This is a genomic window from Nostoc sp. T09, assembly GCF_002154695.1.
In the GTDB taxonomy this organism is placed as follows: Bacteria; Cyanobacteriota; Cyanobacteriia; order Cyanobacteriales; family Nostocaceae; genus Aulosira.
The window spans coordinates 28761-55760 of record NZ_MTAV01000053.1; the positions used below are offsets into that span (position 1 = coordinate 28761).

Annotated in this window: 18 protein-coding genes and 1 pseudogene; 14 read left to right on the forward strand and 5 right to left on the reverse strand. The window is 38.9% G+C overall.

Going from position 1 to position 27000, the window contains the following annotated elements; translation table 11 throughout:
- Positions 1 to 55: 55 nt before the first annotated feature.
- The 9 genes from pseB to BV372_RS12935 all read left to right on the forward strand — a co-directional run bounded on the left by pseB (position 56) and on the right by BV372_RS12935 (position 15221).
- A complete protein-coding gene (pseB, locus tag BV372_RS12895) occupies positions 56 to 1045 on the forward strand; it encodes a UDP-N-acetylglucosamine 4,6-dehydratase (inverting) (protein ID WP_086686903.1) in 990 nt (329 codons plus the stop codon).
- Positions 1042 to 2226 (forward strand): UDP-4-amino-4,6-dideoxy-N-acetyl-beta-L-altrosamine transaminase, encoded by a 1185-nt coding sequence (gene pseC / locus BV372_RS12900; RefSeq protein ID WP_086686904.1) that lies wholly within the window; start codon positions 1042 to 1044, stop codon positions 2224 to 2226. Before pseB ends, pseC begins: the two co-directional genes overlap by 4 nt.
- A complete protein-coding gene (locus BV372_RS12905) occupies positions 2223 to 3107 on the forward strand; it encodes an aldo/keto reductase (RefSeq protein WP_086686905.1) in 885 nt (294 codons plus the stop codon). The genes pseC and BV372_RS12905 overlap by 4 nt, the downstream gene beginning before the upstream one ends.
- A 1-nt stretch (position 3108) precedes the next feature.
- Positions 3109 to 3783, forward strand: coding sequence for a trans-aconitate 2-methyltransferase (locus BV372_RS12910; protein ID WP_086686906.1), 675 nt, complete (start codon positions 3109 to 3111; stop codon positions 3781 to 3783).
- The gene (locus BV372_RS12915) at positions 3780 to 4556 is read left to right on the forward strand and encodes a cytidylyltransferase domain-containing protein (RefSeq protein ID WP_086686907.1); all 777 of its coding nucleotides are present in this window, start codon (positions 3780 to 3782) and stop codon (positions 4554 to 4556) included. The genes BV372_RS12910 and BV372_RS12915 overlap by 4 nt, the downstream gene beginning before the upstream one ends.
- Before the next feature lie 2 nt (positions 4557 to 4558).
- Complete coding sequence (locus tag BV372_RS12920; protein WP_086686908.1) at positions 4559 to 5848, forward strand: aminotransferase class III-fold pyridoxal phosphate-dependent enzyme; 1290 nt, start codon at positions 4559 to 4561, stop codon at positions 5846 to 5848.
- Positions 5845 to 7335: a UDP-2,4-diacetamido-2,4,6-trideoxy-beta-L-altropyranose hydrolase gene (gene pseG, locus BV372_RS12925; RefSeq protein WP_179198071.1), complete on the forward strand. Its 1491-nt coding sequence runs from the start codon at positions 5845 to 5847 to the stop codon at positions 7333 to 7335. Before BV372_RS12920 ends, pseG begins: the two co-directional genes overlap by 4 nt.
- Positions 7336 to 7355: 20 nt before the next feature.
- Positions 7356 to 8411: a pseudaminic acid synthase gene (gene pseI / locus BV372_RS12930; protein ID WP_086686909.1), complete on the forward strand. Its 1056-nt coding sequence runs from the start codon at positions 7356 to 7358 to the stop codon at positions 8409 to 8411.
- Between the two features lie 261 nt (positions 8412 to 8672).
- Complete coding sequence (locus tag BV372_RS12935; RefSeq protein WP_086686910.1) at positions 8673 to 15221, forward strand: glycosyltransferase; 6549 nt, start codon at positions 8673 to 8675, stop codon at positions 15219 to 15221.
- A gap of 145 nt (positions 15222 to 15366) precedes the next feature.
- Here the strand turns inward: BV372_RS12935 and BV372_RS12940 are convergent, their stop codons facing one another.
- From BV372_RS12940 to BV372_RS12950, 3 genes are all read right to left on the reverse strand, one after another.
- Positions 15367 to 17586 (reverse strand): tetratricopeptide repeat protein, encoded by a 2220-nt coding sequence (locus tag BV372_RS12940; protein WP_086686911.1) that lies wholly within the window; start codon positions 17584 to 17586, stop codon positions 15367 to 15369.
- A 192-nt stretch (positions 17587 to 17778) separates the two neighbouring features.
- Positions 17779 to 18354, reverse strand: coding sequence for a type IV pilin-like G/H family protein (locus tag BV372_RS12945; RefSeq protein ID WP_086686912.1), 576 nt, complete (start codon positions 18352 to 18354; stop codon positions 17779 to 17781).
- Positions 18355 to 18591: 237 nt separating this feature from the next.
- Entirely contained in the window at positions 18592 to 19155 is a 564-nt protein-coding gene (locus BV372_RS12950; RefSeq protein ID WP_086686913.1) for a Uma2 family endonuclease, read from the reverse strand.
- Positions 19156 to 19360: 205 nt separating this feature from the next.
- On the opposite strand from BV372_RS12950, the gene trxB reads away from it, so the two are divergent.
- From trxB to BV372_RS12975, 5 genes and pseudogenes are all read left to right on the forward strand, one after another.
- Complete coding sequence (gene trxB, locus BV372_RS12955) at positions 19361 to 20734, forward strand: thioredoxin-disulfide reductase (RefSeq protein ID WP_086686914.1); 1374 nt, start codon at positions 19361 to 19363, stop codon at positions 20732 to 20734.
- A 30-nt stretch (positions 20735 to 20764) separates the two neighbouring features.
- A pseudogene (locus tag BV372_RS12960) lies at positions 20765 to 21007 on the forward strand (Uma2 family endonuclease); the annotation flags it as partial.
- Between the two features lie 125 nt (positions 21008 to 21132).
- On the forward strand, positions 21133 to 22107 hold the full coding sequence (locus tag BV372_RS12965; protein WP_086686915.1) for a cysteine synthase A: 975 nt from the start codon (positions 21133 to 21135) through the stop codon (positions 22105 to 22107).
- A gap of 135 nt (positions 22108 to 22242) precedes the next feature.
- On the forward strand, positions 22243 to 22575 hold the full coding sequence (locus BV372_RS12970; RefSeq protein WP_086686916.1) for a ferredoxin: 333 nt from the start codon (positions 22243 to 22245) through the stop codon (positions 22573 to 22575).
- A 56-nt stretch (positions 22576 to 22631) separates the two neighbouring features.
- Entirely contained in the window at positions 22632 to 23549 is a 918-nt protein-coding gene (locus tag BV372_RS12975) for a DUF5331 domain-containing protein (protein WP_086686917.1), read from the forward strand.
- A gap of 402 nt (positions 23550 to 23951) precedes the next feature.
- Here BV372_RS12975 and BV372_RS12980 read toward each other — a convergent pair whose 3' ends face one another.
- Both BV372_RS12980 and BV372_RS12985 read right to left on the reverse strand, forming a co-directional pair.
- Positions 23952 to 24194 (reverse strand): hypothetical protein, encoded by a 243-nt coding sequence (locus BV372_RS12980; protein ID WP_086686918.1) that lies wholly within the window; start codon positions 24192 to 24194, stop codon positions 23952 to 23954.
- Positions 24195 to 24476: 282 nt separating this feature from the next.
- Positions 24477 to 26993: a CHAT domain-containing protein gene (locus BV372_RS12985; RefSeq protein ID WP_218776712.1), complete on the reverse strand. Its 2517-nt coding sequence runs from the start codon at positions 26991 to 26993 to the stop codon at positions 24477 to 24479.
- Positions 26994 to 27000 lie beyond the last annotated feature (7 nt).

The following is a 27000-nucleotide window of genomic DNA, read 5'->3' on the forward strand; positions in this document are numbered from 1 at the left end:
TTTCTTCAAACACTTTTGGCAAAGATTTAATTTTTAGATTACTAAGTAATACACAATGTTTAACAGTAAAACTATTTTAATCACTGGTGGTACAGGCTCATTCGGCAAGCAATTTGTAAAAACGATTCTCAGCCGATATCAGCCTCAGAAAGTTATAGTTTATTCCCGGGATGAACTCAAGCAGTATGAGATGGCGCAAGAGTTTAACGCACCAGTGATGCGTTATTTCATTGGAGATGTGCGCGATCGCGATCGCTTGAGTATGGCTATGCGGAATGTTGATTATGTAGTTCACGCTGCGGCTCTCAAGCATATTCCTGCGGCTGAATACAATCCGATGGAATGTATTAAAACTAATATTCATGGAGCAAATAATGTTATTGATGTCGCCATTGAACAAGAAGTAGAAAAAGTAATTGCTCTTTCAACAGATAAAGCAGTAAATCCAATTAATCTCTACGGTGCAACCAAGCTAGCTGCGGATAAACTTTTTGTCGCAGCTAACAATATTGTGGGAACAATGAAAACACGATTTGCTGTAGTTCGCTACGGTAATGTTGTTGGTTCAAGAGGCTCAGTTGTACCCTTCTTCCAAAAGCTAATTTCTGAAAAATCCCCAGAGATTCCGATTACCGATCCACGCATGACCCGCTTTTGGTTGACACTCCAGGGAGGTGTGGATTTAGTTTTGAAAGGTTTTGAACGGATGCAAGGTGGAGAAATATTTGTGCCTAAAATCCCTTCAATGAAAATTACTGACTTAGCTGAAGCAGTTGCACCAGGAGTACCCATTAAGATTGTGGGTATTAGACCAGGAGAGAAGCTACATGAAGTCATGTGTCCTGGTGAATCTTCACATTTGACATTAGAATTTGCCGATCACTATGTCATTAAACCAACAATTGAATATGCTCAAGCTGTTGATTACAGTTGCAATCTTTTAGGAGAAAAAGGAGTCCCTGTTCCAGATGAATTTGAGTATAGTTCTCACAAAAACATAGACTGGCTTAAAGGTTTCCAATTACTAGATATGTTAAAGCAATGAGTGACTATATTCCCTATGGGCGGCAACATATTAGCCAAGAAGATATAAATGCTGTAGTAGAAGTTTTGCGTTCAGACTGGATAACTCAAGGCCCTGCTATAGAAAGGTTTGAGCAAGCTGTTGCTAACTATTGCGGGGCAAAATATGCTATAGCAGTTTCCAGCGCAACAGCAGCATTGCATATTGCTTGTCTAGCAGTCGGTCTAGGAGAAGGAGATCATCTGTGGACATCACCAAATTCGTTTGTAGCATCAGCTAATTGTGGTTTATACTGCGGAGCCAAGGTTAATTTTGTCGATATTGATCACCACACTTATAACTTAAGTATTGAGGAATTAGAGCATAAATTAGCTTGGGCAGAACAGCAAGGTTGTTTACCTAAAGTTTTAATACCCGTGCATTTTGCTGGGCAATGTTCTGAGATGGAGAAAATTGCGGCATTATCTCAGCATTATGGTTTTAAAGTTATTGAAGACGCTTCTCATGCCATTGGAGGAAAACATCAAGGAGAACCTATTGGCAACTGTAAATTTTCGGATATAACAGTATTTAGCTTTCATCCAGTCAAGATTATTACGTCTGGTGAAGGCGGCATGTTGTTAACAAATCAGGAGAAGTTGTATCAAAAATTAATTAGATTGCGAAGTCATGGTATCACTCGCAATCCAGAGTTAATGGAAGGTGAACCTCATGGTTCTTGGTATTATCAGCAGTTAGATTTAGGCTTTAACTATCGGATGACAGATATCCAAGCAAGCTTGGGTATTAGCCAAATGCAAAGGATAGATAAGTTTGTAGAACGCCGTCGCTTTTTAGCTGAACGCTACAATCAGATGCTACAAGATTTACCACTAGTCTTACCTTGGCAACATCCAGATACAATGTCTAGCTGGCATTTGTATGTGATGCGTTTGAAATTAGACAAGATTAATAAAACTCACCAACAGGTGTTTGAAGAAATGCGTCGAGATGGAATTGGTGTTAATTTGCACTATATTCCGATTCACACTCAGCCATATTATCAAAAACTGGGTTTTAAGTTAGGAGATTTTCCAAACACTGAGACATATTACCAGGAAGCTATTAGTATTCCTATTTATTACGCATTAACTCACAATGAGCAAGATCAAGTAGTAATGGCTATAAAACAAACTTTACTATCAGAGAAGAATATGTCATGAAATTAGGTATTGGTACTGCACAATTTGGTTTAGATTATGGAATATCTAATAAAGAAGGAAAAACCCCAACAGAGGAAGTAGTAAAAATATTAGCGCTAGCAGGTCAAAATGGAATCCAGGTTTTAGATACAGCCCCTGCTTATGGAACTAGTGAAGAAATATTGGGAAAGTTAATTCCTGATAATCATAACTTTGAAATTGTGACAAAAACTCCTAAATTTTCTCCAAATTGTATTAAATCTGATGATGTTAAACTTTTAGAGAATACTTTCTATCAATCTTTATCTACATTAAATCAATCCTCTATTTATGGTTTATTGATACATCAAGCTAAAGATTTACTAGCAAATAATGGACAATCTCTGATGGAGAAAATGCTCCATCTTAAAGAAAAAAAATTGATAAAAAAAATAGGAGTGTCTGTTTATTCTCAAGAAGAAATTGAAAATGTTCTAGAAAAGTATGCAATAGATTTAATTCAGTTACCTATTAACGTCTTGGATCAACGGCTCTTACTCAGTGGAAATTTAAGTTCTCTTAAAAAAAATGGTATAGAAATTCATGCGCGTTCAATATTTTTTCAAGGTTTATTATTAATGGAGCCAGAATGCCTACCATCTTATTTTGATTCCGTTAAAAATCATTTAAAAAAATATCATGAAATGCTATCGCAGAACAATATCTCAGCATTGCAAGCATCTATAAGTTTCATTAAAAACATTAAAGAAATTGACTCGATAATTATTGGTGTTAATAATCTTCAACATTTATCAGACATTTTATTAGCCTTTAAAACTAACTTTTTTTTAGATGCAAATGTATTTTTACAATTTGCTTTAACAGATAATCCTATATTAAATCCTACAAATTGGAAAGTTTAATATGAACCAAGATCAGATTTTTTTAGAACGTGAAGGTAATCAGTGGTTTAAACGCAATAAGAAAGTATTGGTTGATCATACTGAGATTGATTGGGCTTTGCATCTTATCGATTTGTTAAAGCCAAAAAGAGAAATTAAAAACATTGTTGATTTGGGTTGCGCTAATGGTTGGCGTCTTAATCAGCTAAGTGAAAAATTTGGAGATATAAATTTAGTTGGTATTGATGCAAGTTTGGAAGCAATCCAAGATGGTAAACAGCGTTACCCACATTTAAATTTATATCAAGGATTACTAAAAAATATCCCTATTAACTATCAGTTCGATTTAGTAATAATTGGTGCTGTAATGCACTGGATAGACCGGGAAAATTTAGTTAAAACTATAGCTGAAATAGATAGATTGACCGCAGATGGTGGTATTTTACTTTTAGGTGATTTTTTACCAGATTATCCTCAACGTCGCCACTATCACCACTTACCAAATGAACAAATTTATACCTATAAACAAGACTACGCCAAAATATTTGAGGCATTAGTAACTTATAAAGAAATTGCTAAAATCACATCCAATCACGATCAGCGAGAATTAGGTATACAAGTTTGTGATTCCTCCTCAAGATGGGTTTGTACCCTTCTACAAAAGTCTTTACAAGGTTTTTATCAGGAGGTCACATGATTTTAGCAATTCTGCAAGCACGCTTTTCTTCATCCCGTTTTAGGGGAAAGGTGCTCAAGCCTATTCTTGGCGTACCGATGTTAGCACTACAAATTGAACGAATAAAGCGTGCAAAGCTGATTGATTATCTTCTGGTTGCTACAAGCAAAGATGTTACAGACGATGCTATTGAAAATTTGTGTATCAACATTAATGTAGGATGTTATCGCGGAAATTTAGAGGATGTCCTAGATCGGTTTTACCAAGCAGCTAAATTGTATTCTCCAGAGCATATAGTCAGGTTAACAGGTGATTGCCCGCTAGCCGATCCAGAATTAATTGATGAAGTTATTAAGTTTTATTTAACTGGAGATTTTGATTATGCTAGTAATGCGCTTGAACCCACCTATCCAGATGGCTTAGATGTAGAAATATGCCGTTTCAAATGCTTAGAGCAAGCTTGGAAAGAAGCCAAGCTTCCTTCACAAAGGGAGCATGTAACTCCTTTTATTAATCAACAGCCGCATCTTTTCCATATAGGAGTTTACAAAAATAATACTAATTTGTCCCATTTACGCTGGACTGTTGATGAACAATTAGACTTTAATTTAATTGCAAATATTTACGAAGCTTTATATCGAAATAACCCTAAGTTTACGACACAAGATATTTTAGATTTCTTAGAAGTAAATTCCTATTTAAAAGATTTCAATACTTGCTATCAGCGTAACGAAGGTTTACAAAAATCATTACTGGTTGATGAATTGTTTCTAAACAAGATTGGGGAAGATTAACTGTGTCAGAACGTTATCATAATTCTGAAATATTTTTGGCAAGGGCACTTCAAACTATACCATTGGGAACGCAAACCTTTAGTAAGAGTAAAACTCAATATCCCTTTGGTGTTTCTCCTTATTTCATACATAAAGGCTTTGGTAGTCATGTTTGGGATGTTGATGGGAATGAGTATATTGACTTCATCAATGGTTTAGCAGCCATAACACTTGGGTACAGTGACCCAGATGTAAATGCGGCGGTGCTTCAACAAATGGAAGAAGGAGTGCTTTTTTCCTTACCTCACCCTATTGAGATGCAGGTGGCTGAAAAACTGGTTGAGATAGTGCCTTGTGCCGAAATGGTACGCTTTGGCAAGAATGGTTCAGATGCAACATCAGGAGCAATTCGCTTAGCTAGGGCTTACACAGGACGAGATCATGTTGCTGTCTGCGGCTATCATGGTTGGCACGATTGGTATATTTCCTCTACTACTCGCAATCGAGGAGTACCAAAGTGTGTTCAAGCTTTGACTCACTCTTTTAATTACAATGACTTAGATTCATTGCATCAGATATTTACGCAGTACCCCAATGAAGTTGCTGCGGTAATAATGGAGCCGATGAATGTAGTTGAACCTAAAGAAGGCTTTTTAGAAGGTGTCAGACAGTTAGCTCATCAAAATGGCACACTGCTAATTTTTGATGAAACGATTACAGGATTTCGTTTTGCAAATGGGGGCGCACAAGAATATTTCGGTGTCATACCAGACCTAGCAACTTTTGGTAAAGGATTAGCCAATGGTTATCCTTTATCTGCTGTAACAGGTAAAGCGGAGATTATGCAGTTAATGGAAGAAATCTTTTTCTCTTTTACATTTGGAGGTGAAACACTTTCTTTAGCAGCATCCAAAGCAACAATGAATAAGTTGCAGCAGCTACCAGTGATTGAAACACTGAAAAAGCAGGGACAAAAAATCATATCAGGTGTGCAGCAGCTTATTGAGCATTATCAAATCTCTCATATTTTATCTATATCTGGCCACTCTAGTTGGTCGTTTTTACTTTTTAAAGAAGTAAATCCATATAGCCAATGGCAGATTAAAACCCTTTTTCTCCAAGAAATGTTTGTTAGAGGAATTCTGACCCTTGGAACTCACAATATGAGTTATTCCCATAGTGATTCTGATGTAGAAACCCTACTAACAGCTTACACTCAAGTTTTTCAGATTTTAAAAGAGGTAGTTGATAATCAATCCTTAGAGAAATATCTCAAGTGCCAACCATTGGAACCGTTATTTAAAATCAGATGAATTTAGTTTTTCGTGTAGATGCATCTACCCAAATTGGCACTGGTCACTTAATGCGTTGTTTGGCATTAGCTCAAGCTTGGCAGAACACTGAAAAACAGGCAGTTTTTTTAATTTCTAACTCAGTTCCTACGTTAGAACAGAGGCTACTATCAGAGGGAATAAAAGTAGTTCACCTGTCAGTTTCTTGGGGAAGTATTGAGGATGCAAGGGAAACTGCTAGTTTTGCTCGCCAACTAGATGCAAATTGGTTAGTAGCCGATGGATACCACTTTGGCGCTGAGTATCAACGAGTAATCAAAGATGCTGGCTTAAGTCTGCTATTTATTGATGATTATGCACACGCAGACCACTACTATGCAGATGTGGTCTTGAATCAGAATATTTATGCTCATGAGGGGCTATACGCGAAGCGAGAACCTTATACTCAGCTTCTACTAGGTGTGAAATACGCCCTATTACGCCAGGAGTTTTGGCAGTGGCGTGGGTGGAAGAGAGAGACTCCGACGATCGCTCGTAAGGTTTTGGTAACATTGGGCGGTAGCGATCCAGATAATGTAACTCTTAAAGTTATAAAAGCCCTGCAATTAGTGGAATTGGATACCTTGGAAACTGTTGTTGTTGTAGGGGGAAGTAATCCTCATTATGAACAATTGCAATCAGCTTCCTTAGATTCAAGATTTCCCATCCACTTGAAGAAGAATGTAACTAATATGCCCGAACTAATGGCTTGGGCTGATGTGGCGATCGCAGCTGGTGGCTTTACTAGCTGGGAATTGGCTTTTATGAGTTTACCAAGTATCGTGTTAGTTTTAGCTGACAATCAACGAGCGATCGCACAAAAATTAGATGAGATGGGAGTATCTATCTATCTTGGTTGGCATGAGGATGTTCCTGCTGTTGAAATAGGGTCAGCGGTTGCTGATTTACTAAGAGTTGCGCATACACGAATAGAAATGACTAGACGCAGCCAAAAGTTAGTAGATGGTGAAGGAACTAAGCGCGTATTGAGACATTTAGCAACCAAGTTGTTGAAATTACGCTGTGCTTGCCAAGAAGATTGTCGGTTGTTGTGGGAATGGTCAAATGACCCAGAGGTCAGGGCTGTTTCCTTTTCCACAAAACATATACTTTGGGAAGAGCATATTAAATGGTTCCAATCTCGACTGCACTCTCCCAATTTTATTTTATACATTGCCGTTGATATAAATGATGTACCTATCGGCCAAATTCGTTATGAAATAGAAGGCGATAAAGCCATTATTTCTATCAGCATTGATAGAAATTTTCGTTATCAGGGTTATGGCTGTAACCTAATTGATTTAGGATGCAAAAAAATATTTTCTGAATCTAACGTTAAGATAATTTATGCCTATGTCAAACCCTACAATGAAATATCAATTAAAACTTTTGAACAAGCTAGCTTTCAAAACATGGGAAAAACTAAATTAGGAAAATATGAAGCTATTCATTTAATTAAAAATAAATAAAACTCCTATGAAAAAATCAAATGAGAGAAATTAATATTGCAGGTAAAAAAATAGGTGCTAACCATCTGCCATTTGTGGTTGCTGAAATGTCTGGCAATCATAATCAATCATTAGAAGTAGCTTTACGAATAGTTGACGCAGTTGCTAAAACTGGGGCACATGCCCTTAAACTTCAGACTTATACAGCAGATACTATGACCTTGGATATCAATGAGGGTGATTTTTATATTGATGCTCTCAATAGTCTTTGGCATGGTCAATCCCTGTATCAGCTTTACCAACAGGCTTATACTCCTTGGGAATGGCATAAACCGATTTTTGACCGCTGCAAGGAATGGGGAATCATCGGGTTTAGTACTCCCTTTGATGCTAGCGCTGTAGATTTTCTTGAATCCCTAAATGTGCCTTGTTATAAAATTGCTTCTTTTGAAAATACTGATTTACCTCTAATTCGGAAAGTTGCCAGTACTGGTAAACCGATGATTATCTCTACTGGTATGGCGACAATTTCAGAGTTAGACGAAACAGTGCGAACGGCGCGCGAATGGGGTTGTCAGGATTTAATACTACTCAAATGCACAAGTACTTATCCAGCGACACCAAAAGATAGCAACTTGTTGACTATTCCTCATCTGCGCGATTTGTTCAATGTACAGGTGGGGTTATCAGATCACTCGATGGGGATTGGTGTTGCTGTTGCGAGTGTTGCTTTAGGGGCGACATTTATTGAGAAACACTTTACCCTCCGTCGGGCTGATGGTGGCGTTGATTCCGCTTTTTCAATGGAACCAGAAGAAATGCAGCAGCTGGTTGTGGAAACTGAAAGAGCTTGGCAAGCACTGGGTAATATAAATTACGGCCCGACAGAAGCTGAGAAAGCATCATTAAAATTTAAGCGATCGCTCTACATTTCACAAGATATAAAAGCTGGGGGTGTTTTGACACCGGAAAATTTGAGAGCGATACGTCCAGGATTTGGCTTACCACCTAAATATTATGAAGTTTTATTAGGCAAAAAAGTAACCAAAAACTTAAAAAAAGGCACTCCTTTAGAGTGGGAACTTCTCCTTGAGTAAAAATTCCTTGCGCTTTTACTTAAAAAATCTACGTAAATTATAGCGGGTGACATTATGACTGTAATTCCATTAATTCTCAATGAAGAAGTAAGGTTTAATAATTTTAATTATTTAGAATTATTTTTAGCGTATCAGTAAATCAGACCAAGAAATTAACACAAGGAATAAGCTATTTATTAAGTATAATTCCTTTACTTACCCTGCTAACAGAGTCAATATTTAGCGTCCATTATTGAAAATTGTAAACAAAGGATTAGAGCAATGACTGAACTCAAAAAAATTATGTTTTTTGCGCCCTATGCATGGTGGTCAGTTCATAGTCAAGTCGATGCAGTGGTTGCTTCAGCATTGAGGTTGCGGAATTGTGAGATTTTTGTAGTTGGTTGTGATGGAGTGTATAAAAATTGCAATCTTGCACATCTCGCAACTCAGGTTGGTTATCAATACGCTGATGCTTGTCAAGCTTGTTCACAAACTAGTAAACAGTTTTTGGGTTCATCTTTTAATTTACCTTATCTACAGTTGCGTGATTCTATCACTGAAAATGACTACAAGATTGCTAATCAATGGGTAGAAAATCTTGAACAACAAGATTATAAAAATGCTGTCTATTTTGACTTACCAATTGGTAAATGGGTGACCTCATCTATTTATACGTATTTCAGAATATCTTCTGATAGAGAACTTTCTAGACCTGAGGTTAGAAAAGTTCACAAACAATATTTAATTGATGGATTAATAACTTATAAGGCTATTTCCAGATTACTAGATACTTATAATCCAACAAATTTATTTTTATTCAATGCTCGCTTTGCACCTTACAGCGTAGCATTTGAGGTAGCGAGGCGGCGACAAATTGATGTTATCACCCATGAAAGGGGATTTATTGCTGATAGTTTTTGTTTCTTTGATAATTCTAATTGTTTAAGCCCTAAGACCCCACTTGATTGTGTGAGAAGCTGGGAAGATATTACTCTAAATAAGCAAGAAATTTTCCAATTAAAAAATTATTTCATTGAGCGGGAAAATGGTCAGAATCTTAGTTGGCCATCTTTTTATGATTTCAATTCAAATCATACGAAAATTCGTCAGCAATTAAGAATACCATTAAACGCAAAAATAATTACTGTTTTCACCTCAAGCGAAGATGAGCTTGCAATGTCTGATGATTATAAGTCCATTACAAGCCAACTAGATATGATTGAAAGCTTGATGGAAATATTTAGAGATAGAGATGAATATTTAGTAATTCGTCATCATCCCTTTATTGCAGGTATAGGAAGTAAGACATTCCCACATGCTGTAGCATATGAATTTTTGTCAAGAGCTTATCAGCAAGTACTTTCTGCTCCTAAAAATGTGCGGATTGTCATGCCCTATGAACAGTTAACTTCATATGCAATTTTATGGCATTCCGATGCAGCGATCGCTTTCTTTAGCACTGTAGCACTTGAGGCAGTAGCTAGAGGTGTACCAACAGCAACATTTGAACTATCTCCATATCGGGGAGCAGTACGACATGCTTTTCAAGACACCAGTAAAAAATCTTTGGAAGAATTAGTTGATAGGCTACTTTCTGTACCTTCTCAGCCAACTGTCAAGGACTTGATCAGGTTGTATCGCTTCACCAATGCTTATTTCTTTAAGTTTTCTACTAAGTTTCACTCAATTGGTATAAAAGACTATCATTATCCTGATATAAGGATTAAAACGTTAGATGAATTGAAGCCTGGTATTGATCCAGCTTTAGATAGAATTTGCAATAGAATCATACATAACAGTTCTATCTACGATTTACCAACCGCTGAGCGTAAAAATAACTCAAATTTTGAGGAGTTGAATTTCTTTAACAGCGAGTTGCAAGAGATAGAAGAATATCGTCAAAAAATTAAGTCTCAAACTTTAGAAAGTGACGATTGCTCTGCCCAACCCTCAGTAGCTATCATTCATCTCAATTATACAAACATTCAAAAGACTGACAACCAGCTTTTACAAGCATGGAAAAATCAATCTCGGCATCAAAATCTGATTGTTTATGATTGTAATAATTTAGATGAGCATGACTACCAAAGTATCATAGACTCAATTATTAATGTTATTTCCTTTGTGGAAGAAGAATATGTTCTAATTACGAATGATTATATTCAGTATGATGAGTCTTTCCTCTCATCGGCTTTAGATATACTGTTGGCTGAGGAAAATCAACAAATTTCTGGAGTTATATGTGGAGCTTGGATTGCATCTTCTAAGAGAATCACTCAACAAATTTTTACTGAACGTGTACCCGCAAAAACTTATTCAGAAGCTATTCAGATTTTACCATTATTAACATTCCCTCAAAACCTGCTTTGTTTTGGATTAATTCGCAAGGATTTCTTGTTACAGCTTTTGAAATCTGTTAAGTCTGTATCTACTTTGAGTGAAGCTGCTGCAACTATGTTTAGTCTTCTCAAGCAGCCAGCTATCCACAGGGTAGAACTGCCAATATTAATTGTTCACCAGTTAGATACTGAGTTGAATCAAGATGTTCAGCCAGAAAATCAATCTCATAAATCTAATTATTTACCATCAGAACAATTAGATACTGATGGTTCAATGAATCAAAATCAACATATCCTACTATATACAGACGATCCAAGCATTTATGGGGTTGGGCAATACAACCACATAGTTCTTTGTGAATTAGCGAGATTAGGCTATAAGGTAACTTGTGTACAGAGCCAAGTATCTAATCAGTTTATTAAACAGCGGCAGCAATTGGGCATTCAACATTTGTGGCTTGACTACAATACTCTTCAAGAATTTGCACGAACGTTAACGAGTGTATCGGATGCTCAAAAGATTTTAGCTAGTGTTAAGCCTGACCTTGTAATTTTTAGTGATTGCTGTCCCTTCTCAAATCTAGCTGCTAAAAAAGTTGCTAATGAGATGGGGATACCATACATTATGGTCGAGGGATTTGTTGCCACCTATTTAGCAGAGCGATTTGACTCATACTTGGAAGAATTAGAGCAAATTTATGCTCAAGCGGGAGCAGTTATTGCTGTGTCAACCGAGAATTTGAATTTATTACACCAGCTCTTCAGACTTCCAAAAGACAAAGGACAAGTGATTTATAACGGGCGACCAAAACATTACTTTATTCCTCCTAGACCATCTGTTCGCGATCGCCTGCGTCAAGATTTAGAAATACCTGCCGATGCTATAGTTTGCTTTACAGCTGCTCGTTTGGAGCCTGTCAAAGGTTTTCAGTATCAACTAGAAGCAATTCAACAACTCAAGCAAAGTGCAATTTGGTCTCAACTTTACTTTATTTGGGCTGGTACTGGGACTTTGGAAACCCAATTAAAAGTTGAACTAGAGCAGCTTGGAGTAACTAAACAAGTCAAGTTAATTGGAGAACGTTCTGATATTACAGATTGGCTTGATGCTGTTGATATTTTTGTTTTGCCTTCAGAATTAGAAGGAATGCCATTATCCATTATGGAAGCAATGGCAAAAGGATTACCGATCATTGCAACCGCAGTAAGTGGTATTCCCGAAGAGTTGGGTGATACAGGTAAATTGTTACCCGATCCTAAAATTGATCGCCAAGCTACTGTTCAAGAATTAGTGAATACAATTCAAGCTTGGACTATCAACCCAGAATATCGTGACAAACGAGGTCAAGCTGGCAAGCAACGTGCAGAAGCAATGTTTAGAGAAGAACTGATGCTGGCAAACACAGTAGAAGTAGTAGAACGCGCACTCTTGCCGCTAAGAAATGAAGTTCTACCTGCTTTGTCAAATATGCCACTGGTATCTGTGATTATTGCCTGTTACAACCTAGCTCAGTTTTTACCAGAAACAGTAGCAAGTGTCATTGCTCAGACATACGATAACTGGGAAATAATTATTGTCAATGATGGGAGTAAAGATAATACTAGCGAAGTCGCGCGACAGTTGATATCAACTTATTTTAATAAAAAGATACGACTTGTAGAGAAAGCAAACGGTGGGCCTGCTAGTGCTAGAAATGCTGGTATCAGAGTATCTAATGGTGAATATATACTTTCATTGGATGCTGATGATAAGTTAAGCTCAACAGGGATTGAGAATCTGCTAAGTGTGGCATTAAATCAAGATTCTCCTTGTGTGGCATTTGGTTCCTACCAAATGTTTGGTGTAGAAAATAAACTTATTATCAGCGCTGACTTGTTCTCTAAAGAAAATATGAAGCGATTTAATATGCTTCATAACTCTTCACTTTATTCAAAAAAAGTGTGGGATTTAGTTAATGGTTACAAAGAGGATGTTGCTTTAATTGGTTATGAGGATTGGGAATTTTGGCTGAATTGCTTAAAACATAAAATCAACTTCTATGCTACAAAAGAAATAGTAATATATTACCGCAGAAGTATTGATTCGACGGGAAATCGAGCTTTTAACCAACATCATAATAAGTTTGCCTTAATCGTTGCCTACAATTCTGAGATTTTTAACCCAACAATAATTAAAGAATCAGAAAATCTGTTGCTTTCATTTGGGTTGATTAAAAAGTCAAATGAATTCAGCAATGAATTAGAAGAGCTTTTATTTCAAATAAATAGCTGCGTTAATCAGTATCAGCAAAAACTAAGCAGCCACTCAGCAATAGCTAACCTCTGCCAAGCTCGCCAGAGACTTGCAGAAAAATTACTCACTATACCTGCTGAACAATTGATTGTTGATTACTCTTCATATTTAGGTAATGCACATCAAACATTGGTAAATAGCGGTATTAAACATGAGGCTCTGACCGAGGACGAGCAGAATTATGTTAATACACTATCAGCTCATATTGCTAACGGTTTTGGTTCACCAAAAGCTATCCAATACCTGTTAGTAGGAATGTTGTACTGCCGTGCTGACCAACTACCACTGCAATATGACCTAACTTATATTCCTCAATGGTTGCTAGCTGATTATCTGAAATTTATCTTTGAATTTCCGCGCCTATTTCAAGAAAAGGGCGAAGTAAATAATTACTATCGCTATTTACAACAATGGCTAGATTACTTACAAGAAAATATATTTAGTAATCCAGAATCAGTATTATGGCAGTATGTAGCGAAATTTTTCCTTCAAGCTGCCAACTTTAGCCCTCTATATTTCACTACAGAAAATTTAAAAGAGATTTATATCAAACGCGCTGAGATTATGGAATATGCCTTGAAAACTCAAGGCTATGAAATTGACTACGACTTTCCAGAAAGATCGCCAGAACGGAAAAAAATGCGTCTAGGAGTTCTTGCTGCTCATTTTCAACTGGGTACAGAAACCTTTCACACACTGCCAGCGTACAAACATCTAGATTGGAATAGGTTTGAAATTATTCTCTACACCGTAAGTGCCAATAATAGTCGTTTAGAACGCTATTGTGCAGGCCATGTAGATGCTTTAGTTATCCTACCTTCAGACCTACAAAGTCAGGTACAAACGATTCGTAATGGAGATCTCGATCTTCTCTTAATTGCAACAAACGTTACATTAGTCACAAATCAGATTACATTACTTGCCTTGCATCGACTAGCAAGGCTACAGTTGACCTTTGGCTCTTGCCCCGCAACAACAGGCATACGAAACATTGACTATTTTATCTCTGGTAGTTTGTCAGAACCTGTATCAGGTGGACAAAAGCATTATAGAGAAAAGTTAGTAACTCTTGATGGAGTAGGTTACTGTTTTGATTACCCTTCTGAACTAGAAACTCCCACAATTAAACCCCATCGAGAAAGTTGGGGTGCAACTGAAAAAACTATTGTATTCATTTCGGGTGCTAATTTCTACAAAATAATTCCAGAACTGAGAGAAACCTGGGTAAAAATTCTTGCTGCTGTACCTGATTCAATTCTTGTTTTATATCCATTTGCTCCTAGCTGGAGCAATTCGTATCCGGCTAACTCTTTCCTCAACCACATGTATGCGATTTTGGCTAAGTACGATGTTGACAAAAGCCGTCTCATTGTTCTAGATGCACTACCTAGTCGCGCTGATGTTAAAGAAGTTTTAAAGCTAGCTGATGTGTATTTAGATTCCTACCGACATTCAGGTGGTCATTCTCTTGTAGATGCTTTAGAGGTAGGATTAACAACGGTAGTTTTAGAAGGTGATGCTCTTCGAGCAAGGCATGGGGCTGCTTACTTACGAGAAATCCAAATGTTTGACTTAATAACAAACAACGAGATGGATTATATTAAGTTAGCGATCACACTTGGCACTAACCCTGAATTATGCCAGCAAAAGAGCGCTCAAATCAAAGAAAAAATGCAGGGTAATCCTAGTTTTCTTGATAGTCGCTCCTACTCAGCTAAAATAGGAAGCCTATTCCAAGAGCTATTCAGCAATTATCTTGCAGATAATCTAAGTCAAAATTTGCCCTTAAATGAGACTAACCTGATTATTTTTCCTGACTGGTCACAACCAGAAGACCTACTATATCAAGATTTAGCCAGTGTAATTTCTGCTCTCACTACGCACCCAGATAAAAGTCAGATAACTCTCTTAATAGATACTCACAATATTTCTGAAGAGGAAGCGGATATGCTTTTATCGTCTTTGACCATGAATTTGCTCATGGAAGAGGATGTAGATATAACTGAGGGGCCAGAAATTTCTCTGTTGGGTCATATAAGTGATATTCAATGGCAAACTCTTTTGCCTAAAATTCAAACTCGAATTGCTTTGGCAATAGATAATAAACAGGCGATCGCACAAGTGAAAGCAGAAAAGCTACCAGTCTGTGAATTAGATAGCTTGAGCATCTTCCAATCAGAGGTTATACCTGTGTAGGATTAGCAAATATACCTGACGATTAGAAATCGCGGCTACACAAACGAAGTCCGCCTGCGCGGACTTGAGGAATTTTAAACCCGCGTAGGCGGATTTTGTCTGTATAGCTGCGAACTCCATTCGCCAAGGCTAAGGATATTTTTACTTATTTTTCTTCCAGATACTTTTGCCACATCTGTTCGTAAGCCTTCTCCATCTCAAGAGTAAACTGCTTACCATTCCATAGCGGTGCAGTGTGCCTAGACTGACGTAATTGCCAAGAAATCTGCTGTCTTAAAGAAGCGTCTGTACCCAAGCGTACACCCCATTCTATATACTCTTCATCTGTCCAAGCTATACCTTCGGTGATACCAGCATTGATCATCATGGTGTAGCTATTACGCGCGGCAAATTGTTCACCCACTCTCGTCACTAAAGGGATACCCATCCACAATGTTTCTAACGTTGTTGTTGCTCCGTTGTAAGGAAATGTATCTAATACAATATCAGCAATACCCAAGTTGGCACGGTGAACTGACTCTAGAGAGACTTGCGGTAAAAATCGTAACTGAGAGATATCCACACCTTCCTCTTCAGCGATTTGATAAAAGAAGCGTTTAATTGTTCCTTCTTCAGAAAGCCCCTTAATCAAAAAGTAGCTATTAGGTACTTGTTTGATAATTTGCATTTGCCATCTAGTTGTTTCTGGATGGCGTTTATATCCTCTCTGTGCGCTTAGATACACAACAGCATCTCCAGGGATATTTAAGTCTTCTCGACGAAGAGTTGGTACACCCACTTCAAAGCCATCTACTGCTATGTAAGTTTCAGGTAAGCGCCAGATTTTCTCTGTGTAGTAATCTTGTGCATCATCTGGTAATACATAGGGGTCTGCAATAAAGTAATCAATTGCAGGTATGCCTGATGCATCCCAACCTAACCAAGTCACTTGGATAGGTGCAGGCTTGAGTGCCATCACTTCACTAGTAATATCTAGAGTAATGCTATCAAGATCAATTAAAATATCGATTTCATCTTGATATATTTGTTCAGCAATTTCCAAGCCATTCATGCCTAATTTATGGGCATTTCCTCCCTGCTGTACATACCAATCTTGAAGAAAATCATTGACTAATTGATAGTTAACAAAATAAGTATGAATATCAAATTTATCTCTATCATGATGCTGAAATAACCAGCGGGCTAGCCAACCAACTGAATGATTTCTTAAAGCGTAGGATACATAACCAATTTTTAATTTTTTAGTGGAATGGTTTAAATCTCGACTATGTACATTTTTACAATAAGATTTTTTCCCTTGTGATTTAGCATAATCTTGAACATCATTGTTAAAAATTTTAGCAATTTGATTCTGAATTTTCCGGAAACTAGCAGGATTATCTTTAATGTGAGGTATCGCGAAGGATGGCGTCAGCAACCGTAGTATTCTGCCCTCTTCTAAATGAATTGGTTGGGCTTGGATAAACTGTTGAAATACAGCTTCCAATTCTTGGCAAGTTTCACATATCTCTTGCCAATATCCACCTGCTGACATTAGCCCTCTTAACAGCAAATGTAGGGCAAAAATTTTATCGGCTAAACCTTCTGATAATGAATAACATAACTTAGCTGTTTCTATACCCTGAGAATAATTACGAGCGTCTTGATAAAAAACTGCTAAATGTCGTAAAATCTCTACATTCTCTGGTTCTATTTGTAAATGCAATTTAAGAAGCTCTGCTGCTAGTAGAGGCTGCCGCAAAGTATGACCGATTGTCATGGCCGTAGTCAGGATTAAGCAAAAGCATTGATAAGTATCAGAGAAGTAAGGTAAACAAGCTTCTACTAAATTCAAATTGATTGGATGTAAAGGAGCAATATCTAAAAGTTTTTTTAAAACTTGGATTAATAATTCGGCATTAATATTTGCACTTTCTGGCTCATTTAAAATTTCGATTATTCCCCACTCATGCAAGTCCTTAATCTCTTCAAATTTTTCGAGTTTGAGGCAAAGTTGCAAAATGTGGAGTAAATTATTGAGATCAACAGGATTAACTTCCCGCATATGCTGGCGAATTAACCAAGCTATGGAATATTCTCCCAATTTTTCGCGTCTTTCAGCTTCTATTTGCAAAAATTGAAATAGTTCATTTGTCCAAATTTCTAACTGCTCTTCATCTGCCTCCGTCATTGGCAGCATCCACGTCATTTGAGCTTCTGATTCTTGCCCTTGTAATAGCAGTAGTAATCCTAAATGCCAATAGTAAGTAATAGTATTTGGTTCTATTGCTATTGCTTGTTCATATAACTGTGCTGCTTGCAGATATTTTTCTTGAATGAAGTATTTTTCAGCTTGATTTTGCCAATTATATATATCAGTAATCATGGTAATGCTCTAAGAAGATTGTATGGGAAATATAATTGTGAACTACTCACATAATGGAAATAAAGTGGATAGAAGCATCTACCCACTTTAAAAAATACCTAATTTAGTTCAAGACAAACTACATGAGAAATTAACTTGGCTATGAAGTTGCTTAGACAAACAATATTTTCACGTAGTAAGTCACTGCTTAACTTATTTCAAAGAGACGAAGTTACTAGCGCAAGAGGGTGAATTAGTGGTGCTGTCGAAATTGCCACTAGCATTATAGGCAACTACATCTGAACCGCCGTTAACTCTAGCTTGAGTAGCTTCACATAAAGTAGCGATGGTGGTGGCTTCACTGGTAGAAGCTTGCGTTGTTACACCCACATTACCTATATAAGATTTGAGAGGAGCATTGGCAAGTACTGTTGCTGCTTGGTTGGTCACTTGGCTGGCGTTACTAGCACCACCACCAGAAATTGCATACTTGTAATTTGTGGTTTGTGTGGCAATACCAAGACCTAATTTACCAAAATCAGCTTGAGCTGCAAATTGGTTCTGTTCTAAGTAATAAGCTTGCTGAGCGCGGTTCATGGAACCTACGTAGGTTTTAGCTTCCGACTGCTTCGCTTTGTTTGCTTGGTTCAAGAAAGAAGGTAGTGCAATAGCTGACAAAATACCGATGATGATAATTACTACCAACAATTCAATCAGTGTGAAACCTTCGTTTTCTTGCTTTTTGCCGAGAATGTGTTGGATAAACTTAGCTTTTAGTTCGGTTTTCATAAGTGTTTTCCCTGGGGTGGGGTGGGTTGTTTGTTCTAAAAAGAACTTACCCACCTCCGTTCAGTTTCATATCACTAGTGGCAAAAATTTTTTTCGCTAGGTTTTCATCCTCAAACGGCGGTTATAGGAAAGTAGAGCGATCGGTTTGCACAATCTACAATGCTCGCATCCAAGACGCACATAAATAAACCCCTGGTGTTGGCCAAGGGCTAAATTCTCAATTACGATGTGGGAGTATCAATCAAACTCAGGTGGCCAAAGTTCTGATACAGCCAACTCCCAGCCTGGCAGCAAATCTAGTAACGTGAGTGTGTCTCCATTCTGCAATACCACTGGAGCTTGGTTAAGTCGGTAAACTGTTACTGTCAATTTGTCAGGGTCAATCAATATCCCGACTGTAGACCCAAGTTTAAGGAATAGCTGAATTTTCTCTTCCAGTGGTTGAATTTTGTCTGTTTTTGATTTGACCTCAACCATCAAGTCTGGAACTAACTCTACAAAGTCGCGCTTGGTCTTCTTGAGCCGGTCAGCTCTGACAAAAGAAACGTCAGGCGCACGCAGGTCTCTTTTTTCAGAGTCTTCTTCTATCTGAGGCAAAATAAACCCGGCGCTAGAACCAGTCACACGCCCTAACTTGCGCGACATCACCCAGATATTTAAGAAGGTACTCAAGCGAGTAGCGATTTCCTCTGACTCGTAATCTGATGGCCCCATAAGTATAATATTTCCTTCTACCAGCTCCATCTGCCATTCTGGATGCTCGGTTTGTAATTGCTCTAAATCTGTAATGGTGAAAGACATAAGATTACAGAAAATACTCTTGTATATATCATAGGTACTGTTCGCACAACAGATGGCTAGCTGCGTAGACGCGGAGCGGCTTGTCGTAGACATCGCCAACAATGTCCCCATTTTTCCCCAATTGCGATCGCCTAAGGCATGGCATAGCCAATCGCAGTTTGTTATACTATATTAAACGTAGTCGTTATGAGTTTGTATAACTGTTATGACCAACCCGACAGTAGAAAACTTGGTAATCATCGGTTCTGGGCCAGCAGGATACACAGCGGCCATATATGCAGGGCGAGCTAACTTGAAGCCCGTTGTATTTGAAGGCTTCCAAGCTGGGGGATTACCTGGCGGACAACTAATGACAACGACGGAAGTAGAAAACTTTCCAGGGTTTCCCCAAGGCATTACTGGGCCGGAACTGATGGATAGGATGAAGGCACAGGCAGAGCGCTGGGGGGCTGAATTATATACAGAGGATGTGATATCAGTTGATTTGAGTCAACGTCCTTTTACTGTTCGCTCAGAAGAAAGAGAAGTTAAAGCTAACAGCATTATTATTGCCACAGGTGCAACAGCAAAGCGTTTGGGTTTACCCAGCGAGCATGAATTTTGGAGTCGCGGAATTTCTGCTTGTGCGATTTGCGATGGTGCGACACCAATTTTCCACGGTGCGGAACTGGCTGTAATTGGTGCTGGTGACTCAGCAGCAGAAGAGTCAATATATCTAACTAAATACGGTTCTAAAGTGAATCTGCTGGTACGCTCTGATAAAATGCGGGCTTCTAAAGCCATGCAAGACAGGGTTTTGAGCAACCCCAAAATCCAAGTACATTGGAACACAGAAGCCGTAGATATCTTTGGTAACGGCCACATGGATGGGGTGAAAATCCGTAATACTAAAACTGGTGAAGAAAGCAAATTACATGCTAGAGGACTGTTCTACGCCGTTGGTCACACTCCTAATACTTCTCTGTTCAAAGGACAACTGGAACTCGATGAGGTGGGTTACGTTGCTACTAAGCATGGTTCTGTAGAAACCAGTGTCGAAGGAGTTTTTGCCGCAGGCGATGTGCAAGATCATGAATTTCGGCAGGCAATTACGGCTGCGGGTACTGGTTGTATGGCGGCGATGTTGGCAGAACGCTGGTTGTCGTCTAATGGTTTGATTCAGGAATTCCATCAACAGCCAGAAACAGCAGTTAATGAATTAGAACATCAGCCAGCAACGAAGAAAACCGAAGCTGAGCAAGAAGCCGAATTTAATTTGAATGCCACGCGCCATGAAGGTGGTTATGCTTTGCGGAAACTATTCCACGAAAGCGATCGCGTACTTCTGGTGAAATACGTTTCTCCTGGCTGTGGTCCTTGTCATACCCTCAAGCCAATACTAAATAAAGTAGTCGATGAATTTGATGGCAAAATTCACTTTGTAGAAATTGACATCGACAAAGACAGAGAGATAGCTGAAAATGCTGGTGTGACAGGAACACCAACAATTCAATTGTTCAAAAATCAGGAACTGTTGAAGGAACTCAAAGGTGTGAAGCAAAAGAGTGAGTACCGCCAGTTGATTGAAAGTAGTCTTTAAAAAACCCCCTCAGGTTAGAAGCCTGGGGGTATCCATCCAGATTTTGTGTTGGAACTATAGTCGCCTTCTGTGAACCTCAAACCTTTGCAAGAAAAAATGGCAGAATACATGAGGGAATCAGGAGTACAGTTAGGTTGGCTGATTGACCGTAAAGAGCGAAAAGTCTATATTTATCGTCTTGGTATGCCAGAAGTATGTTTGGAAAATCCCGCGACTGTCAGCGGTGATCCAGTTATGCCTGGATTCGTTCTGAATATGAGTAAAGTTTGGTAATCAGGGCGCGATCTAGAATATCGGAGTCATCACTATATTAATGCGATCGCACTTAACAAAATCCATCAATATTGCCACCACTATAAGCCAAAATTTTTATAGAGAAGAACTTAGGTACAGGTAAAATGGATATCAAAAATGGCTTCCTCGGCACCGTTGGCAATACACCTCTAATTCGCTTAAACAGCTTTAGTGAAGAAACGGGGTGCGAAATTTTAGGTAAAGCAGAATTTCTCAATCCCGGTGGTTCCGTCAAAGACCGCGCTGCACTTTACATTATTGAAGATGCAGAGAAAAAGGGCTTACTCAAACCAGGTGGTACAGTAGTTGAAGGCACAGCTGGTAATACTGGCATTGGCTTGGCGCATATTTGTAATGCCAAAGGCTACAAATGCCTAATTATCATTCCTGATACTCAGTCCCAAGAAAAAATAGACGCCCTAACAACTTTGGGCGCAGAAGTTCGTCCTGTTCCCGCTGTACCCTACAAAGACCCCAACAACTACGTCAGGCTATCTGGCAGAATAGCTGCTGAATTAGATAACGCTATTTGGGCGAATCAGTTTGATAATTTAGCTAACCGCCACGCTCATTACGAAACTACAGGTCCAGAAATTTGGACGCAAACCAATGGTAAAGTCGATGGTTGGGTAGCTGCAACTGGGACTGGTGGTACATTTGCTGGTGTAGCACTCTACTTAAAAGAAAAGAATCCAGCGATTAAATGTGTTGTTGCGGACCCCCTTGGTAGTGGACTTTACAGCTACATCAAAACTGGGGAAATCAAGATAGAAGGCAATTCCATCACCGAAGGTATTGGTAATAGTCGCATCACAGCGAATATGGAAGGCGCACCAGCTGATGATGCTATCCAAATAGATGACAAAGAAGCTTTGCGAGTAGTTTATCAACTGCTGAGAAAAGACGGATTGTTAATGGGCGGTTCAACAGGCATTAATGTTGGTGCAGCTGTTGCCCTAGCGAAGCAGTTAGGCCCAGGACATACTATCGCTACCATTTTATGTGATAGTGGTTCCCGGTATCAGTCGCGGATATTCAACCAAGAATGGTTAACTTCCAAAGGACTTTCAGTAGATTAGTCAATTGTCATTAGTCATTGGTCCTTTGTCATTTGTTAAAAGGCAAGGGTCAATAGTCAATAGTTATCTCCTCTGCTCCTCCTACTTCCCTGTCCTCTTCTTTGTGTCCTCAGCGCCTCTGCGGTTCGTAAAAAAATGTCAAACACCACTCAACCATCACACTCACCAACCACAGACCCAAATACTTCTCCTAGATGCGTGCGAGTCTGTCAAAACCGCAGTTGTAAAAAACTAGGTGCAGCAGGTGTTTTAGCAGCCTTTGTTGCTTTACCAGTTCCTGGTGTGATGGTTACAGCTAGTGGCTGTTTGGGACAATGTGGCAACGGACCGATGGTATTAGTATTACCAGAGATGGTCTGGTATAGCGGCGTTCAACCAAGCGAAGTACCTCTACTGGTAGAACAACACTTATTAGGTGCTCAAAGAGTCAGGCAGATGCTTTATTATCGGTTTCATCCCCAGGGATAAAGCTGTTTCAAAATATATAAAGTCTACGCTCTTTGTTGACTGAAGTGAGGCATCCAATGAACATTCAGCAGCTACGTCAATCAGTGAAAATGAAGTGGCTGAGTTACTACGAACAAAATCGCCCCTGGTTAGTAAAAATACGAGTCTGGGGTACTTATGATGGTCTGCGACGTCCTTCATCTGGTTTTATCTTAGCTACTCTGTCTGTTTTAGAACCGCAGTTTGATCAGATACTTTCTTTTCTGAGCGAACTAAATAATAATCCTGACCAAATAGTTGCCGCCTTGGGTCTTAACTTCAATCCTGAAGAAGAGTTAGATTCATTTACCACAGAGCATGTTATAGCTGCAAATGATTTTTATAGCCAATCTTCAGAAGTAATTCATGAGCAATTTCAGGCTGTGTCATTAGCTACTAATTCTAACGAAATTGCTTTCGAGACGCCGCATTCAGCAAAATCGGCTACCGAGCTTGCATATTCAAAACTAGCTGTGCCATCGATTACAGTAACTAATGGAGTAGTTCGCGATCGCCAACCCGTATCATCAGTTGCAGTAGCTACCCAAGTTAATTACGAATCTTCAGCCAAAACGCTACTTGTCGAAAAGCCTGCTTCCGAGATGATCCTTCAACATCAACCTGGGCGATCGCTAGCAATAACTACTGAAATTTCCAGCGAACCCACAAGTTTACCACTTTCAGAAATTACTCCTGAGATTCCTAGTAAAAACACAACTATGCCATCTACTACAATGGCTACTGAGGTTCCCCAATATGAAACAAATTTAAAATCACTTGCTGTGGCTATCAAGGTTCCCGGCAATAGTAAACCATTGAAAATACAATTACCTGATATTCCTCATAAGGTTAAGCTCTCACCTAACACTAATGCTCGTAGTCTAGCTTCTTGGGTCGATGAGTTTTGTCAAGGTGCTGATTGGGACCCTGAGGAATCTATTTTTATCCACTTTTAAAGTAGTTAAAAGATTTTTTGATCCAAAACAACCACAACGGCGTGGAAGAAAGTCAACATCGATTTAACTTAGAAGCTGTACCCCGGTTTTTAGATTGGGGGTTGAGTGTGGAACAAGTAAGTAGTTAAACATAATTAATTACACAAAGTCATTGCGTTCGTCGAAGACGTTCCCGAAGGGTATGCAGCGTTCGCGTTGGCGTAGCCTCTCGTAGAGAAGCGTCCCGAAGGGAAGCGAAATGTAGACACGAAGTGGCTTCCCGCAGGGTAGCAATCGCAAGAGCTGGGATTGCTTCGCTTCGCTCGCAATGACTGTAATTAATTTTGCGTGGTTACTTACAGCAAGCAGCAGGGAATCAGTCTAACTGATTCCCTGCTGCTTGCTATGTCTCAATCAATAGCGTTACATTTTACCGTGCTGCAAGACTTGTTGAAGATGGTGACGGATTTCTTGTGCTTGTTCAATATCAGACTGCCGCAATTTTTGGAATAATTCTACACAGGGCTGGGAGTTAGCTTCCTGTGCATCTTGGATGTAAATGTCATAGGCTTTAACTGCTTCTGCTTTATTATGCAACACAGTGACAAAATCGTACTCTAGGTTGCTAATAGGTTGTTGAGACTGTCCGTTTCCTGTACTAACCATAAATTTTCCTTCTTTTAGGTTTCTAATTAATTTCTACTCAGCTTAAAAGACAGCTTCATCTTCCCAAAAGCGTAGAAAAAATTACCAAGGTTACATCGGCAGTCTGAGGTATAACAAAAATAGCAAGCGATTAGGAAAATAAGGAATAGGGAATAGAGAATTAGGAACTGGGGATAAGGGAAGAATTGCAATTACTAATGCCTAATGCAAATTTTCATGCGTGCTAGTGTATGCAGTTCATGACGACTGTAGGCGATAAGGCCTCTGCAACATCAAATTTTGCTATAACCAATTGCCTACCAGAACGAACGCAGCCCAAAAATAGGGATGTTCGTATGCAGGATTTGCCTTAATTTTTAGTTGCGCCTGCCGTAATGCCTCAGCTTTACTGAGTTTAGGGTTACTTAGTTGTTGATAAAATTCCTTCATTAAGTTAGATGTTGATTCGTCGTTCACAGACCACAAGCTAGCAATAGTACTTTTGGCTCCAGAACGCAAAGCAAACCCAGCTAATCCTAAAGTAGCGCGGTTATCACCTGCTGCTGTTTGGCAGGCACTCATTACTAATAGTTCAATTGGTTCTAAAATTCCCAGCCTTCTTTTTTGGAATAAACGATCAAAATCTAGAATGGAAATGCGATCGCTCCATGTCAGCAAAAAAGTTTCCTTAGGGTTAGAACTAAATTGACCGTGAGTAGCAAGGTGAACTATGGGGAATGGTTGATTATCAAGCGCTATTTTCAAGCTATCGCGAGTAAACTTTTGATTGAGTAATACTTTCGCTTCAACTTTTGCCGTTACCTCTTTAATTTCTCCTGTAACCGCAGGTAGGGAACTGAAACCTTGGCGTGCTTCTGCTAATCCAGCCGCTAACACGCCTAGTTTTTTGCGTTCCAGTCCTTGGGGAAATAGCCGTAAACCTGGACTGAGAGCAACACTATATTTTTCTAGCAAGTAGCGATCGCCATCGTGAAGTGCTGCCATTGGCACGTTGCGCAAGAAACCATCTAAGACAAATACTAAAGTTGTCACCTTACTGCTGTTGAGCTTCGCTTCCGCTGGTGCAATCAGCCATTGATAAACTTTTTGAGACAGTCGAAAACTTTCTTCGCGGATATAACCACGGGACACATAAGAATAAAGGCGTTTGAGGGTAGCTTCAACTTGCTTTTTTGACAGTTGGGTACTGTAGTGATGCAGGGGTTGATTGGGAATTGAAAGGATGACTTCCAGGCGATCGCTTAGAATAATCGGATAGATAACAGCAGCTTGCACGTCGATTTGATCGATAGCTACAGGATGGGTATCTACACAAGCATCCTTAAAATAGTTATCCAATTCAGCCAGTTGTAGAGCTTCTATTACCTGACGTGCTTGTTTGAGGTTGTTTTGATCGTCACCTTTTTCTAACAACAGGCTGACATAATCTCGATAGATGGGTTCGATACTTTCTCTAAAATCAAACTGAACATCGGCATTAATGGCTACTAAATCACTGCGGAGGGATTGTAAGTAATTAAAGGCAATTTCATAAGCTGCGATCGCATTCTTAATATCTCCTTGTTCTTGAGCAATTGTGCCTGCCTGTGCAGCAGTCCGAGCCACTAAATCAGCCGCATCCATTTCTTGAGCTATTTTTTGTGCTTGCTGTGTCAGTTTTTTGGCATCTGTTAACTGGCCATTTTGTTGATACAGTTTACCTAATTGTTGGAGAGAGTAAGCCTCGGCTCTGGGATCTTTGATTTCTCTAGCTTGTTGGATGGCTTGTGCTAACAATTGGGCAGCTTTGGCAGCATTTAAGTTATCTCTTGCACGCTCTATTACTATCAAACTTTCTGCAAAATTTATCTTGGCATAAATAGCAGGACGGCTGGGAGAAAGTAGGGCGAAGTTAGTTTCAATTGCTGGAATTAGCGCCTGTGCTGGTTCCCATCTTTGCAGTTTCACTAACAAGCTGAACTGATTTAATTGGGCTTCTAATTTAGCTTGTGGTTCTGGAGATAAACTAACTGCTTTTTGGTAATCTGTCAAAGCAACGTCATATTTCTGTAAATCCTTGGCGATATTACCAAGACTGAACAAAACTGCACTCACATCAGATCGAGAATTAAATTGTTGACTAATTACCAAACTTTTCTCTAGAGCTGTATATGATTCCTGCAAATCACCAACAGTTTGCAGCGCCACCCCTAAACTTCTTAATCCTTGAGCTTTCAGTAAGCTATCAGGTTGATTTTGCAGTTCTGCAACCAGTTCTTCTAACAGAGTTTTGGCGCGGCGATATTGCCCTAACGTTTCCAAACCTTGTGCCTGATTAATTTGACTGATGAGTTTGCCTGTTTTATCTCCAATGCGATCGTAGATTGCTGCTGCTTGCTTCCAGGTATCTATAGCAGTTTCCGTTTGTCCTTGCAGTATTTGGATTGTTCCTTGGGTATTTAATGCTTGAGCTAATAGTAAGTTACTCTGATTATCCTGTTTTTTAAAGGTTTTTAATAAATTCAGACTTTCTGCAATTGTAGTTTGAGATTGTTGCGTTTTACCTAAATCTTTATATACGGTAGCTAAATAATTTAGCACTTGAACTTGGCTAACAACTTCTTTTTTCTCTTGATAATAATTTAAAGTATTTTCCCATACCTTAGCGGCTTCTGCATATTGCCCATTCTGATAGTAATTTTTTCCTTGTTGTAATAAATCTGAAGTCTCAGATAATTGTTGAACTATGCGATTCGACTCTGGTAAACTGGATTGATTGGCAACAGCAGGAATACTTTTGTTGACTAATAGTATAGTCAAAATCAAG